Annotated in this window: 13 protein-coding genes; 10 read left to right on the top strand and 3 right to left on the bottom strand. The window is 40.6% G+C overall.

What is annotated here, in order from left to right:
• Positions 1-3: 3 nt before the first annotated feature.
• Both ACGHJ8_RS10430 and ACGHJ8_RS10425 read right to left on the bottom strand, forming a co-directional pair.
• On the bottom strand, positions 4-786 hold the full coding sequence (locus ACGHJ8_RS10430) for a tyrosine-protein phosphatase (RefSeq protein WP_390540242.1): 783 nt from the start codon (positions 784-786) through the stop codon (positions 4-6).
• A gap of 1 nt (position 787) precedes the next feature.
• Positions 788-1,480: a YveK family protein gene (locus tag ACGHJ8_RS10425; protein ID WP_390540240.1), complete on the bottom strand. Its 693-nt coding sequence runs from the start codon at positions 1,478-1,480 to the stop codon at positions 788-790.
• A 438-nt stretch (positions 1,481-1,918) separates the two neighbouring features.
• On the opposite strand from ACGHJ8_RS10425, the gene ACGHJ8_RS10420 reads away from it, so the two are divergent.
• The 3 genes from ACGHJ8_RS10420 (at position 1,919) to ACGHJ8_RS10410 (ending at position 3,759) form a co-directional block, all read left to right on the top strand.
• Positions 1,919-2,962, top strand: coding sequence for an IS1 family transposase (locus tag ACGHJ8_RS10420; RefSeq protein WP_390540238.1), 1,044 nt, complete (start codon positions 1,919-1,921; stop codon positions 2,960-2,962).
• 293 nt (positions 2,963-3,255) lie between these two features.
• On the top strand, positions 3,256-3,495 hold the full coding sequence (locus ACGHJ8_RS10415) for a transcription termination/antitermination NusG family protein (protein ID WP_390542439.1): 240 nt from the start codon (positions 3,256-3,258) through the stop codon (positions 3,493-3,495).
• Positions 3,496-3,516: 21 nt separating this feature from the next.
• The gene (locus ACGHJ8_RS10410) at positions 3,517-3,759 is read left to right on the top strand and encodes a hypothetical protein (protein WP_390542463.1); all 243 of its coding nucleotides are present in this window, start codon (positions 3,517-3,519) and stop codon (positions 3,757-3,759) included.
• On the opposite strand, the gene ACGHJ8_RS10405 is transcribed toward ACGHJ8_RS10410, so the two are convergent.
• On the bottom strand, positions 3,683-4,036 hold the full coding sequence (locus ACGHJ8_RS10405) for a transposase (RefSeq protein ID WP_390542437.1): 354 nt from the start codon (positions 4,034-4,036) through the stop codon (positions 3,683-3,685). The two genes, ACGHJ8_RS10410 and ACGHJ8_RS10405, sit on opposite strands and share 77 nt — an antisense overlap.
• Before the next feature lie 737 nt (positions 4,037-4,773).
• On the opposite strand from ACGHJ8_RS10405, the gene ACGHJ8_RS10400 reads away from it, so the two are divergent.
• The 7 genes from ACGHJ8_RS10400 (at position 4,774) to mobT (ending at position 12,783) form a co-directional block, all read left to right on the top strand.
• Positions 4,774-7,818, top strand: a complete 3,045-nt coding sequence (locus ACGHJ8_RS10400; RefSeq protein ID WP_390540236.1) for an SrtB-anchored collagen-binding adhesin — start codon at positions 4,774-4,776, stop codon at positions 7,816-7,818.
• 235 nt (positions 7,819-8,053) lie between these two features.
• A complete protein-coding gene (locus ACGHJ8_RS10395) occupies positions 8,054-8,380 on the top strand; it encodes a YdcP family protein (RefSeq protein ID WP_022087958.1) in 327 nt (108 codons plus the stop codon).
• Positions 8,381-8,395: 15 nt separating this feature from the next.
• The gene (locus ACGHJ8_RS10390) at positions 8,396-8,782 is read left to right on the top strand and encodes a YdcP family protein (RefSeq protein WP_021401038.1); all 387 of its coding nucleotides are present in this window, start codon (positions 8,396-8,398) and stop codon (positions 8,780-8,782) included.
• 112 nt (positions 8,783-8,894) lie between these two features.
• On the top strand, positions 8,895-9,491 hold the full coding sequence (locus ACGHJ8_RS10385) for a VanZ family protein (protein ID WP_204243901.1): 597 nt from the start codon (positions 8,895-8,897) through the stop codon (positions 9,489-9,491).
• A gap of 59 nt (positions 9,492-9,550) precedes the next feature.
• Positions 9,551-10,930, top strand: a complete 1,380-nt coding sequence (locus ACGHJ8_RS10380) for an FtsK/SpoIIIE domain-containing protein (RefSeq protein ID WP_129739576.1) — start codon at positions 9,551-9,553, stop codon at positions 10,928-10,930.
• Between the two features lie 7 nt (positions 10,931-10,937).
• Entirely contained in the window at positions 10,938-11,342 is a 405-nt protein-coding gene (locus ACGHJ8_RS10375) for a hypothetical protein (protein WP_243164577.1), read from the top strand.
• Positions 11,343-11,592: 250 nt separating this feature from the next.
• Positions 11,593-12,783, top strand: a complete 1,191-nt coding sequence (mobT, locus tag ACGHJ8_RS10370; protein ID WP_390542435.1) for a MobT family relaxase — start codon at positions 11,593-11,595, stop codon at positions 12,781-12,783.
• The last annotated feature ends 10 nt before the right edge of the window (positions 12,784-12,793 follow it).

The raw sequence follows: 12,793 nt of genomic DNA, 5'->3' as shown, positions 1-12,793 counted from the left end.
AAGTTATCTCCTTTTAAATAATTTCTTGAAAAAAGATTGATTAACTTGAATCTTTTCAATTTCTTCGTTTTGTAAGATATGAAGAGGATTGTCATACATTAATGTTTTTAATGTCTGATAATCATATTTTTTTGAAAGTAACTGATAAACTTCATTGAGACACGGAATACGATGCCCACTGCTACGATGTGTATCTGAAGCAATGACATGGGCAAAACCATTATTTAATAATTCAAAAGCATTATTTTTAACTGTCTTACCATGAATACCTAACAGACTTGAAGCATTGATTTGAATAACATAACCACTATCGACCAACTGAGCAACACGTTCTGTATCAATGCCATTTGGGAAATATCTTTCAACATGAGCAATGATAGGAGTGTATCCCTTGATGTCTATTTCATAAAGATAATCTTCAACTTCATACTCTTCTCCGAGTTCTTTTCTTACATCAAATTCGACGAGGAGATAAGATGTATCTTCAATAGGAATCATATAATGATTATTGATTGCATCGATGCAATCATGATTTAAAAAAAGTTCACAACCTTCAAAAACATAGATTTGATACTCTTCAGCAAGCTTTTTAAGTTCAGCAATTCTATCTTTAAAATGCTGTATATCAGTTTCAGTATGAGTACCGGGTACAACATGAGGTGTCGCAACAAGAGCAGAAATGTTGGTTTCCTTGGCTATCTTTAATGCTTTTATAGCATCTTCTTTTGTTGGAATACCGTCATCGATGTCCCAGGCATAGTGACCGTGGATATCAATAAATTGCATCTTAGTTATCGAAGTAAGGGATAGATCCTAAACAAGGAATGCCAAGGTATTTTTCTGCTTCTTCTTTGTTATGAATATGTGTATCTAACATAAACTTTATAAAAATATAACCAACACTTATAAAAGCACCAATTAAAGCTCCAATAACAAGATTCTTTCTAAGATTTGGTGATACAGGTGTGTCAGCAATTTGTGCCTGATCAATTGTAGAAATGTTATTGATATTTAAAGTGTTTTTAGCTTCTTTCTTAAAAGTATCAACTAATTCATCTACAATGCTCTTACTCAGTTCCGGATCAGTTGTAGTTGCTGAAATACTAATAATTTGTGTGTTGGCTTGGTTAGAAATAGTAACACTATTACTAACTTCTGCAGTCGTGATATCTAAACTTTCAGCAACCTGACTTTGAATATTGTTTCCTTTTAACATTTCGATATAGTTGTTAACCATTAAGCTATTGGCATTAATTTGTGTGTAGTCAACCATACCTTCAGTGACTTCTGGTTTAGGGTAGATACTGGCAGTAGATTGATATTTTCTGTCAATAAAAAAAACTGTAATAACTCCAGCAATAATCGTTGTAACTAAAATACTAATGATAATCATTTTGTATTTAGATTTTAATAATGCGAATAGTTCCCCTAAATTAATTTCTATTTCATCTTCATTTTTCATCATTTCTTGTTCAGCCATATAGACCTCCTTATATTTGTGTTAAAAAAAATTCGAAATATGTGTTAATTGTCACAAGACACTTGAATTTTTACTAAAAAGTGTTAATGTGTGATGTGACCTCTGTAAGACCAAATATTTCATATGTATTATGCTTGAATAATCAGAAAAAATCAAGAGATAACTAGATATTTTAGCAATATTGTATAGTCAATTTATCGAGATATATATTCAAACATATATTTCGACCGTATTTTCTTATGAAAGATTATTTGAGCAACGTGACAATGCGACGATTACTCAACGTAATCATTTTTAAAAACGCTCTTTTTAATAAAAATGTTGCTGCTATTATTACTTTTTTATTTTAACACCGTTTTTTAGGTGTTTATCCATTGTTTTAGAAGTTATCTATTTTTCATATATGCTATACTTTTCATAGAAGGATTGGCGATACTTATGATTAATGAAAAACAAGTTATTGATTTCTTAAAAACTAAAGATAAATTTTATATAGATTATTTGTTTTCATTATTGAATAATAATCTAAATAACACTGATTCATCTGATCAGGTTTGTCCTATCTGTGGATCAACACATGTCAAGAAAAACGGAAAAGATTCTAATGAGCGTCAGAGATATCTATGCAAAGAGTGTCATAGAACATTCAATGATAGAACCCATACACTTTTCAGTTGGTCGCATCTTACAATGGAGCAATGGATACTTTTTATTGATCTGGAGATTTCTGAAATGAAACTGGAAGATGAAGCACATTTTCTTGGTGTCAGTACGACGACATGTTTTTACATGCGTCACAAGCCTTATCATGCTGCTACTGAAATCATCAATAATCAGATCCTTTCAGGAGAAATTGAAGTTGATACTCAATATCTGAGTATCAACCTGAAAGGAACAATGCCTCATAATATGCCAAGATATTCTAAAAAAAGGGGTGGACAATCTGCATTTAGGGGTATATCACATCATAAAGTCAGTGTGATATGTGCTGTTGATGAAAATGATCATATGATCATGAACATTACAGGACTTGGAAGCGAATCTTTTGAAAAATATATATCAAATGAAATGTATTTTGGTGATATTAAAGAAATCATTTCTGATTCAAAGTCATGCATACAGCAGCTTGCAAATCATCTTGGAACAACCAACAACAAAGTTCCGACCTCACCAACAGAAAAGAGATACCTGACTAGAGATGGTAAATCATTAGGTGTCATCAACGAAATGATGACTGAGGTAGCCGGTCTGATTATAAAGACAAAAGGCATAAGCACGAGATATTTGCAGGGATATCTGAACTTCAATATACTAAGAAAACAGATGAAGTACAGATACAGACGAAATGAGATGCCAGAAAAGATTATGAATTTATTGGTAGAAACATCATCATTTAGGAATATATCTGTATTGGCAACACCAATGCCAATATCTCTTAAAGAAGCTTATTATGAATATCGTTATGGAATATTTGCAGAATAAGCAAGTCACAGCAATAATTTTTTTAAAAAGAGCGTTTAAAAATAAATTCATACATCTTCAATGTTCTTTTTATGAATTCTTCTCAATTAACTTATTCAATATTAAATAGATCTTAAATGTCTCAACCATTTATTTAATCATATTTACTTTATTGTATCTATCCCAGCTCCCCTCATTCCAAGTTTTTAAAACCATAAATGCTTATAATTCATCAAAATTTCATACTTCTTTTGAAGGTATGTGATATGTTTGATAATTGCTATGGTGTACAGGTGAAAAGTGGTTAAGAAGAAATTGCAAGAAAATGTAAAATTCTTATTAGTAAAGATTGCTATAAAGAATGTTTTATTCCTAAATATAAACATATGCGACGATTTAAAGGTCAATGTCATATAGTTGAAGATGTTTTATTTAAAGGTTATATTTTTTTAATTAGCAATGATATAGATGATTTGTTTATGGAGTTGAAGGAAGTTCCAGGTTTAACGAGATTATTAGGTAATGATGATGGGAGATATATACCCAATATATAAGCAGGAAACTATATTTTTAGCATGGTTTGGCGGAAAAAGTATCGTGTTGATGTATCTACGGGTTATATTGAAGGAGATGTTCTTTATATTAGAAAGACTCCATTAAAAGAATATGAAGGACACATTAGCAAGATTGATAGGCATAAACGTATAGCTTATGTAGATGTATCATTGTTTGGAAGAAAAATCACAGTAAAAGTAGGTTTGGAAATAACAAGAAAAGATAATAAAAAAGTTTTGAGTTTGCACAGACAATGGCATTAAGAAGCCACTGATAGACAATGTCACGATAATTATCGTAAAGATCCATGATTACATATTTGACATTCATTTTTTCCCCTTTAGAAATCATTCTTAAGTATGATCTTAAATCAGCCTTGTGTCGAGAAGGAAGGATATCAGGGACAAGACCATTTTTAAAATTGATAAGACAGGCATATTTGTTTTTTTTTGCATGACGGGAGAAGAAGAATTTATCAATGCAGATAGCTTCAGAAAGCTTTTTTCTTTTTATCTGAACATGTTTATCAAATATAGTCATGACCTCAATGACAGAGAGATTAGTTTTCTTGGCCGCCATAGAAAGAGTCTGATTATAATCCTTCAATAATACAAGGACATTGTGAATGGTTTTCAAAGTCAATCTAGGGTGACTGCTTTTGAATGGATTCATCTCATAAGCCGTTCTGGAACAGTGAGGACAAATATATCTTCTGCCTTATAGACAAATTTTCAGTAATGAAAATAGAATGATTAAGAGAAACATTTTATATTCATGACCTTTTTTAGTGTATTGGCCACAGTTTGGACAGAAAACACCACTAGATACAAATTTGATAAAATAAAAGTGGGTGTTGTTTTTAAAGGTATGAGAAATATATTCAATTTAAATCGAGGGAATGTATGATATCATCGTACATAGGTTAATATTCTCTTTTCATGGATGATTAAGCGAACATTAACAATCATAACATGAAAGTTTTTCTTTTAAAAACCAACTAAAAATCTGATTGTCCGCTAAAACACTGTATCTATCAGCATTTTCAAGGGTTTAAATACTTCAAATTACTACGATTTTACTACCATTGAATGAGCCTTGATACGTTAGAAATCCCAGATTTGCAAAGATATGGTACAGCACATCAGTATTGATAAACTAAAAATTGAATATCGCAAGTAGATTATGGAACGCCGATATTGACGTTCCTTTTCTATTTCCAGCCGTTCAGAAATGGACGGCTTTTTCTATATCCAAACGAAAGGAGAATTTTAAAAGCTATGAAAAAGATATTGAAGCGATTAGCCACGGGCTTCCTTGCCTTTGCGACTATCGTTACCGCTTTGCCGACAACGGCAGTCCACGCTTCCGAGAAGCAATACTGGACAGAAAGTGCCGAGCGTGTCGGTATCGTTGAAAAAGTGATGAATGACGGTTCTATCGGTTCGACATTCAACGAGGGACACATGACCGTTGAGGGCGAGGACGCTTTCTGCGTGGATATTAACACTAACTTCCGCAACGGCTACAAGACCAGAGCCGACGCAAGCACACGCATGAGCTACGACCAGATTTCAGATGTTGCCCTCTCAATCGAGTATGTCAATCAGTATGTGCAGAGCCACAGCGGATTGAGCAGTCAGCATATCTACCTTTTGAAACAGTGCGTCGTATGGCAGAGATTGAGTGTTCATCTGGGCTGGCAATGCGATAACGTCAGAGCTTCCTATGATGAAATCCCAAAAGCGATACAGGACGAGGTGTACGCCGGGGCAAAAACCTTTGCCAGCGAGAACAAGGGACGCTATGAATGTGGCGGTTATATCTACTCTGGCGAGGGACAGGACATTGGACAGTTCTGGGCGAAACTTGCCGTAGGAAATGCCACCCTTAAAAAGACTTCCAGTAATGCCAGCATTACCGATGGGAACGGGCTTTACTCTATCGCTGGTGCGACTTATGGTGTCTATTCTGATAAGGACTGCACAAAACAGCTTGCCACCCTTACGACGGATAACAGCGGAAATACTGATACTGTGGAAGTAAAGGCTGGCACAGTCTACATCAAAGAGCTTTCCGCTCCTGCTGGCTACAAGGTGGACAATACAGTGTATTCCTTAAATGTGGAAGCTGGCAAGACAGCGACCTTGAACGTATCCGATACGCCAAAGGTTACAGATACCCTTATCGAGCTTTTCAAGATTGACATGGAAACACAGAAAGACGCTCCACAGGGCGACGCTTCCCTAGAGGGTGCGGAGTTCACATGGAAATTCTATGCGGGACACTATACCGCTGACAATCTCCCCAGCGAGCCTACAAAGACATGGGTGACAAAGACAATCGCTGAAAAGGACAGCGACGGCACTATCCATTATGTTTCCCGCCTTTCTGATGAATACAAGGTATCTGGGGACAGCTTCTATACACAGGACGGAAAGAACGTGCTTCCTTTAGGAACGCTGACGGTCGAGGAAACGAAAGCTCCTAACGGCTATCTTCTTGACGGTGCATATATGCAGACTGACGGAAGCGAGGAACAAATTAAGGGAATGTACCTTACACAGATTACCGAGGACGGCGACATTGCCGTACTGTCTGGAAGCAATCAGTACCATGTATCAGACAAGGTTATCCGTGGCGGTGTAAAAATCCAGAAAAGAGATTTAGAAACCAGCGATACCAAAGGTCAAGGAAGTGCGACTTTGAAAGACGCTGAATTTGAAATCATTTCCCTTAATGACAACGCTGTACTTGTCGAGGGGAAACTTTACAGCAAGAATGAAGTGGTAAAGACAATCCTTACCGACATTGAGGGCGTGGCTTCTACTTCTGCCGACCTGTTACCTTACGGAAAATACCGTATCGAGGAAAGCAAAGCACCAGAGGGCTATCTAACAGAGGGTGCGAAACCGATTGAATTTGAAATCACAGAGGACGGAAAAATCGTTGACCTTACAGGGACAGACACGTCAATCTACAATCAAGTGAAGCGTGGCGACCTAGAGGGTGTCAAGATTGGAGCTGGCACACACCAGCGTCTTGCGGGAGTTCCGTTTAGGATCACCAGCAAGACCACAGGTGAGAGCCACATTATCGTAACTGATGATAACGGACAGTTCTCCACTTCTTCTGACTGGGCTTCCCATAAGAACAACACCAATGCAGGAAAGACCAGCGAGGACGGTATCTGGTTTGGAACAAGCGAGCCAGACGACAGCAAGGGTGCTTTGATTTACGATACCTATATCATTGAGGAATTACGCTGTGAGGGCAACAAAGGCTTTGAGCTTATCCCGCCGTTTGAAATCGTGGTGTCCAGAAACAATGTGACCATTGATTTAGGGACACTTACTGATGAATACGAGAAAGAAATCTCTATCCATACCACAGCCACAGGCAAGGACGGCGAGAAGTCTATCGTGGCTGGTAAAGAGGTAACAATCGTTGACACGGTTACCCTTGAGGGTCTGGAAAAAGGGACGAAGTATCAGCTTAAAGGCTGGCAGATGTTGAAAGAGGAAAACGCCGAGCTTCTTATCGGCGGACAGCGTGTGGAAAGTGATTACACATTCACAGCCGACAGCGAGGAAATGAAGATTGAAATAGAATACACGTTTAACGCTTCTTCTCTTGGCGGTCAGAACCTTGTTACCTTTGAGGAACTTTACGACCTTTCCAATGAGGACGAGCCTGTAAAGGTGGCTGAACACAAGGATATTGACGACGAGGGACAGACGGTGCTTATCACGGAGCGTATCATCTCTATCCATACCACAGCGACCAGCGAGGACGGAAAGAAAGAGATTGAAGCAGGAAAAGACGTGACAATCATTGATACCGTTACCCTTGACGGATTGGAAATCGGCACAAAGTATCAGCTCAAAGGCTGGCAGATGATTAAGGACGAAAATGCAGAACTTATCATCAATGGTGAGCGTGTCGAGAATGACTATACCTTTACTGCCGACAGTGAAAGTATGGAAGTACAGATTGCCTTTACATTCGACGCTTCCGAGCTTGGCGGGAAAGAGCTTGTGACCTTTGAGGAATTATACGATTTGAGCAATCCAGACGAACCGACTAAGGTTACAGAGCATAAGGACATTGAGGACGACGGGCAGACGGTGACAATCACAGAAGTACCAGAAATGCCGGAAGAACCAACAGAGCCGGAACAGCCGACCACACCAGATACACCGAGCAAGACAACAGACGCTCCAAAGACAGGCGATAACACAAACATTGCCTTATTCTTAGGGCTTCTTATTCTCTCTGGTGCAGGCGTGGCAGGAACATACTTCATCAAGCGTAGACGTTCATAATCGGACGGTCTGCTTATGATGATGAAGAAATCACGTTCCCCGCCGATACATGGAAACGGCGGAGCTTCCCTTTATTCTGGCTTGTCCGCCACCCACCTGTAAGCACACAGACAGTCAAGGGTGCTTTTAAGCATTTACCTGCCCTTGACGGTCTGGGGGCTTACGGGTATCACACCACCAGCCAGAATAAAAGCATTGATAATCAACAGATTTTATAGAAATGAGGTATGAACACATGAAATTGAAATATATCGTGCCTGACATGGCACAGACTTTTGGTAACTTGGAGTTTGCAGGAGAAAATGAGGTAGAGCAACAGCGTGTCAATGGTCGCTTTGTCCCCGTGACGAGAAGCTATAACCTGTATTCCGACATTCAGAGAGCCGACGACATTATCGTGGTGCTTCCCGCAAAGGCTGGGGAGAAGCGTTTCAAGTATGAGCAGAAAGTAAAGCTCATCAATCCTAAGATTACCGCCGAGGGAAAGAACGTGCGAGGTCGTGGCTACACTAACTATATCTTAACGGCTGATGATATGCTTCCAGCCGAGGAAAGCAAGTAAAGGGGGTATCAGACTATGAGATTAGCGAATGGAATTGTATTAGATAAGGAAAAGACGTTTGGAGTGCTGAAATTCTCTGCCCTTAGACATGAAGTGCGTGTGGAGAATGAGGACGGGACGACCACCGAGGAAATCAAGCGTAGAACTTACGATTTGAAATGCAGTCAGCAGGAACGCACGATACAGGTATCTATCCCAGCGGAAATACCTGTCAAGGACTATCCGTACAATGCCGAGGTGGAGCTTATCAACCCTGTTGCCGATACGGTGGCAAACGCCAACTACCGAGGGGCAGACGTGGAATGGTACATCAAGGCAGACGACATTGTGCTGAAAAATAAAGGCGGTCAGCCCGCAGGCAATCCACAGAACCATGCTCCGCAAGGACAGCAGAAAAAATAAAAATTGTCAAGTGAAAATTAAGAAACTATTTTACTTATCTTTGAAATTTTTTCAGAATTATATAGTAAAATATTGTACATAGTTTCAGAGAGGAGTGAGGATAGTGATTTTAATGCTGATTATTCCAATCATTTTAACTGTGTTTCCAGTAATGCTGTATCAAGTAGTTTTAGTGTTATGTAAGAGAAAATCAACTTCTACACATTATTTTTGGACATACACTATGATGATTTATGTATGGCTTGTTTTTTCTGTTACGGGTATCGGCACTGTATGGGACATTATTTCAAAAGGTGGGCTGATTGAGACTTTTCAACAGGCAAATATTGGAATTATCCCATTTCAGTCAGACGGTTTATTTACTTATTGTATGAATGTAATTATGCTTATGCCATTGGGATTTTTATTGCCGTATATATGGAGAAATTTTAGAAATCCAATAAAAGTAGCCCTAACAGGATTAGTATTTTCGGTATTTATCGAATTTGCTCAATTACCAACTAATCGTTTGATAGATATTGATGATTTGCTGATGAATACATTAGGTGCAGTTTTAGGATATGTTGTGTGGAAAATGATTGGAAATCATTTCTTTAACAAAAAAGAAAAACAGCGAACTATTTCATTGGGGAATTTCGAGCCAGTTATCTATTTGGTGTTAGCTTGTGCAAGTAATTTCCTACTATATAACTGGACATGGTTTCTTTAAAGAAAAAGCGGTTGGTCTTTACGATTGACCGCTTTTTCCATATCCAGAAAGGGGTGTTTATGAACCTATATAAATACAAGGGAAAGCGTATCAGAGCCAGCGACAAGAACCTTGTGTACCGCTTCTGTGCGGGTACGCTCCTGCTCCTGTTCGTGGCGGTTCTCCTGCTACTGAACATGGGACAGCTCATGCGTACCGATTGGGAGCATTTCAGTTTACTAGATAATGGCATAACGCTTTCCACCTACAACTTCATAACGATTTTGATAGCGACTGGTGTTTGTGCATTGGTCGCTTTTCTTTATTACCGCTTTTGCTATGACAGCTTCAAGAAGCTATCGCACCGTCAAAAGCTGGCACGCATGATACTGGACAACAAGTGGTATGAAGCACAGACCGTACAGGACAGCGGTTTTTTCACTGACCTGCAGAGCAGATCAAGGGAAAAAATCGTCTGGTTTCCTAAAATCTATTATCAAATGGAAACGGGCTTGCTCCATATCCTCTGTGAAATCTCTTTGGGAAAGTATCAAGACCAGCTTTTACGTCTGGAAGATAAGCTGGAAAGCGGGCTTTACTGTGAACTGACCGACAAGACGCTCCATGACGGCTATATCGAATACGTTTTACTTTATGACATGATAGCGAACCGTATCTCGATTGACGAAGTAAAAGCAGAAAACGGGGGCTTGCGTCTGATGAAGAACCTCACATGGGAATATGACGCACTCCCTCACGCCCTTATCTGTGGCGGGACTGGCGGTGGAAAGACCTATTTCCTGCTGACAATCATTGAAGCCCTCTTGCAGACCAACGCCCAGCTATTCATCTTAGACCCTAAGAACGCTGACCTTGCGGACTTGGGTACGGTCATGGATAACGTGTACCATACCAAAGAAGATATGATTGAATGTGTCAATGCGTTCTATGAGGGCATGATACAGCGAAGCGAGGAAATGAAGCAACACCCAGACTACAAGACGGGCGAAAACTATGCCTATCTGGGCTTACCGCCCTGCTTCCTTATCTTTGACGAGTATGTGGCGTTCTTGGAAATGTTGGGGACAAAGGAAAGCATAAGCCTTTTAAGCCAGCTAAAGAAAATCGTCATGCTCGGCAGACAGGCGGGCTATTTTCTCATTGTTGCCTGCCAGCGACCCGACGCAAAGTATTTTTCAGACGGTATCAGAGATAACTTCAACTTCCGTGTGGGCTTGGGGCGTATCAGCGAGCTAGGCTACGGTATGCTCTTTGGAAGCGACGTAAAGAAACAGTTCTTCCAGAAGCGTATCAAAGGACGTGGCTATTGTGATGTGGGAACGAGCGTCATATCGGAGTTTTACACTCCCCTTGTACCAAAGGGGCATGATTTTTTACAGACTATCAGCTCTCTTGCACTGGCAAGACAAACCGTATCAGATGAACGAAAGGAGAATTGAAAAATTTATGGGATTTTTAGAAATGGGTTACAGCGACCCTAACACTGATTTTCATGTTGAGGGTGTCTGCGTAGACTTTGACCGCTTTCTTGCGGACTTGGAAAGTGTCGCTGGCACGACTGATGATAAATGCGAGGAATTTCCGACAGAAGCCTATCATGCACGCATGGAAGATATTCTGACAGAAGCGGGGCTTGGGAGATTGAAACTTCCGTTGCTCTTTTCCGTGGTGCTGGACGAATGGCTTTCCATTCATGGGTTCAACTACCGCTTTACGTTTCTTGTGGTGGATAAGGAGTTTTTCAGACAGATATACCATGAATATGAGATTGACAAAGAGATTGTCAGAAAATGCCTTTCTGCTGATACCGACGTTATCGTAGTTTATACGGGCATGACAAGGATAGACTGAACCACTGACGGCTGGAACGGTCAGCTTTAGCGTCCAGACCGTGTAAGCCGTCCTGTGGAGCAGGGCTTGCCCTGCTCCACGAAAGAAGCCCCTCGGTATCTAACAGAGGGGCACAATTCCGCTGGAAACTACGGTCAAAAAGTCTGGAAATCCCGCTTGGTAAAAGGGTTTTCTCTCACTCATGGCTGACTGTGACAATCTGCGGAAAATATCACAGATTTCTAAAAATACACGATTGGGGGTATGCAGGCTGAATGAAAGCACCTTTATAACTGCCTTGAAAGAGAAACGCCTATCTTACGGCGTGTCCCAGACAAGGCTTGCAATCATGGCTGGTATCAGCCGTGAACATCTGAACCGTATCGAAGCGGGAAAAGTCAACCTCACGGAAGATATGCAGGACAAGCTCATGGAAGCGGTCGAGAAATTCAATCCCGACGCTCCCATGTTCCTGCTGTTCGACTATGTGCGTATCCGTTTCCCCACGCTGGATATACAGCACGTTATCAGAGATATATTGAAGCTCAATGTTGACTATATGCTCCATGAGGACTACGGACACTACAAGTACACAGAGCATTACTATCTGGGTGATGTGTTCGTCTACACTTCACAAGATGAGGAAAAAGGCACGCTTCTGGAGCTGAAAGGAAAAGGCTGTCGCCAGTTTGAAAGCTATCTGCTGGCACAGGGGCGTAGCTGGTATGACTTCCTCATGGACGCTCTGGTTGAGGGCGGTGTGATGAAACGCCTTGACCTTGCGATTAACGACAGGGCGGGCATACTGGATATTCCAGATCTGACCGCCAAATGCAACCGTGAGGAATGTGTTTCCCTGTTCCGTTCTTTCAAGTCCTATGCTTCTGGCGAGCTGGTGAAGCACAACGAGCAGGACAAGGCGGGCATGGGACACACGCTGTATATCGGTTCTCTGAAATCGGAAGTCTACTTCTGCTGTTATGAGAAGAATTACGAACAGTACGCAAAGCTGGGAATACCGATTGAGGAAGCACCGATAAAGAACCGCTTCGAGATACGATTGAAAGATGAAAGAGCTTATTATGCCGTCCGTGAACTGCTGACCCATTATGACGCAGAACAGACGGCATTTTCTATCATCAATCACTATATCCGCTTCGTGGACAGAGAGCCAGAGAAGCGAAAGACAGACTGGAAGCTCAATGACCGCTGGGCGTGGTTTATCGGAAAAGACCGACCACCTATCAAGCTGACAACAGACCCAGAGCCGTATACTCTGGAAAGGACGCTGGGCTGGATAAGCAGGCAGGTCGCCCCTACGCTGAAAATGCTGAAAAAGATAGACGCTGGCAACAGCACAAGCTATCTGAAAGAGATTGAGGACAACGCAAAGCTGACGGAAAAGCATTTGCAGATAATCAGACAGCAGACAGCGGACACAGAGGAACTTGTCACAGAGTAAAGGAGAATTT

Origin of the sequence: Massiliimicrobium timonense (assembly GCF_042850985.1) — a bacterium.
GTDB lineage: Bacteria > Bacillota_I > Bacilli_A > Erysipelotrichales > Coprobacillaceae > Allocoprobacillus.
The sequence above is the reverse complement of the archived record's forward strand: the minus strand, read 5'-3'. Positions and strand labels throughout refer to the sequence as shown.

Coding starts and splice junctions, on each gene's coding strand:
- ACGHJ8_RS10385 (WP_204243901.1), top strand. CDS start 8,895: ATGCTGATTATTCCAATCATTTTAACTGTGTTTCCAGTAATGCTGTAT.
- ACGHJ8_RS10420 (WP_390540238.1), top strand. CDS start 1,919: ATGATTAATGAAAAACAAGTTATTGATTTCTTAAAAACTAAAGATAAA.
- ACGHJ8_RS10410 (WP_390542463.1), top strand. CDS start 3,517: ATGGTTTGGCGGAAAAAGTATCGTGTTGATGTATCTACGGGTTATATT.
- ACGHJ8_RS10405 (WP_390542437.1), bottom strand. CDS start 4,036: ATGACTATATTTGATAAACATGTTCAGATAAAAAGAAAAAAGCTTTCT.
- ACGHJ8_RS10430 (WP_390540242.1), bottom strand. CDS start 786: ATGCAATTTATTGATATCCACGGTCACTATGCCTGGGACATCGATGAC.
- ACGHJ8_RS10400 (WP_390540236.1), top strand. CDS start 4,774: ATGAAAAAGATATTGAAGCGATTAGCCACGGGCTTCCTTGCCTTTGCG.
- ACGHJ8_RS10375 (WP_243164577.1), top strand. CDS start 10,938: ATGGGATTTTTAGAAATGGGTTACAGCGACCCTAACACTGATTTTCAT.
- ACGHJ8_RS10390 (WP_021401038.1), top strand. CDS start 8,396: ATGAGATTAGCGAATGGAATTGTATTAGATAAGGAAAAGACGTTTGGA.
- ACGHJ8_RS10380 (WP_129739576.1), top strand. CDS start 9,551: ATGAACCTATATAAATACAAGGGAAAGCGTATCAGAGCCAGCGACAAG.
- ACGHJ8_RS10395 (WP_022087958.1), top strand. CDS start 8,054: ATGAAATTGAAATATATCGTGCCTGACATGGCACAGACTTTTGGTAAC.
- ACGHJ8_RS10425 (WP_390540240.1), bottom strand. CDS start 1,480: ATGGCTGAACAAGAAATGATGAAAAATGAAGATGAAATAGAAATTAAT.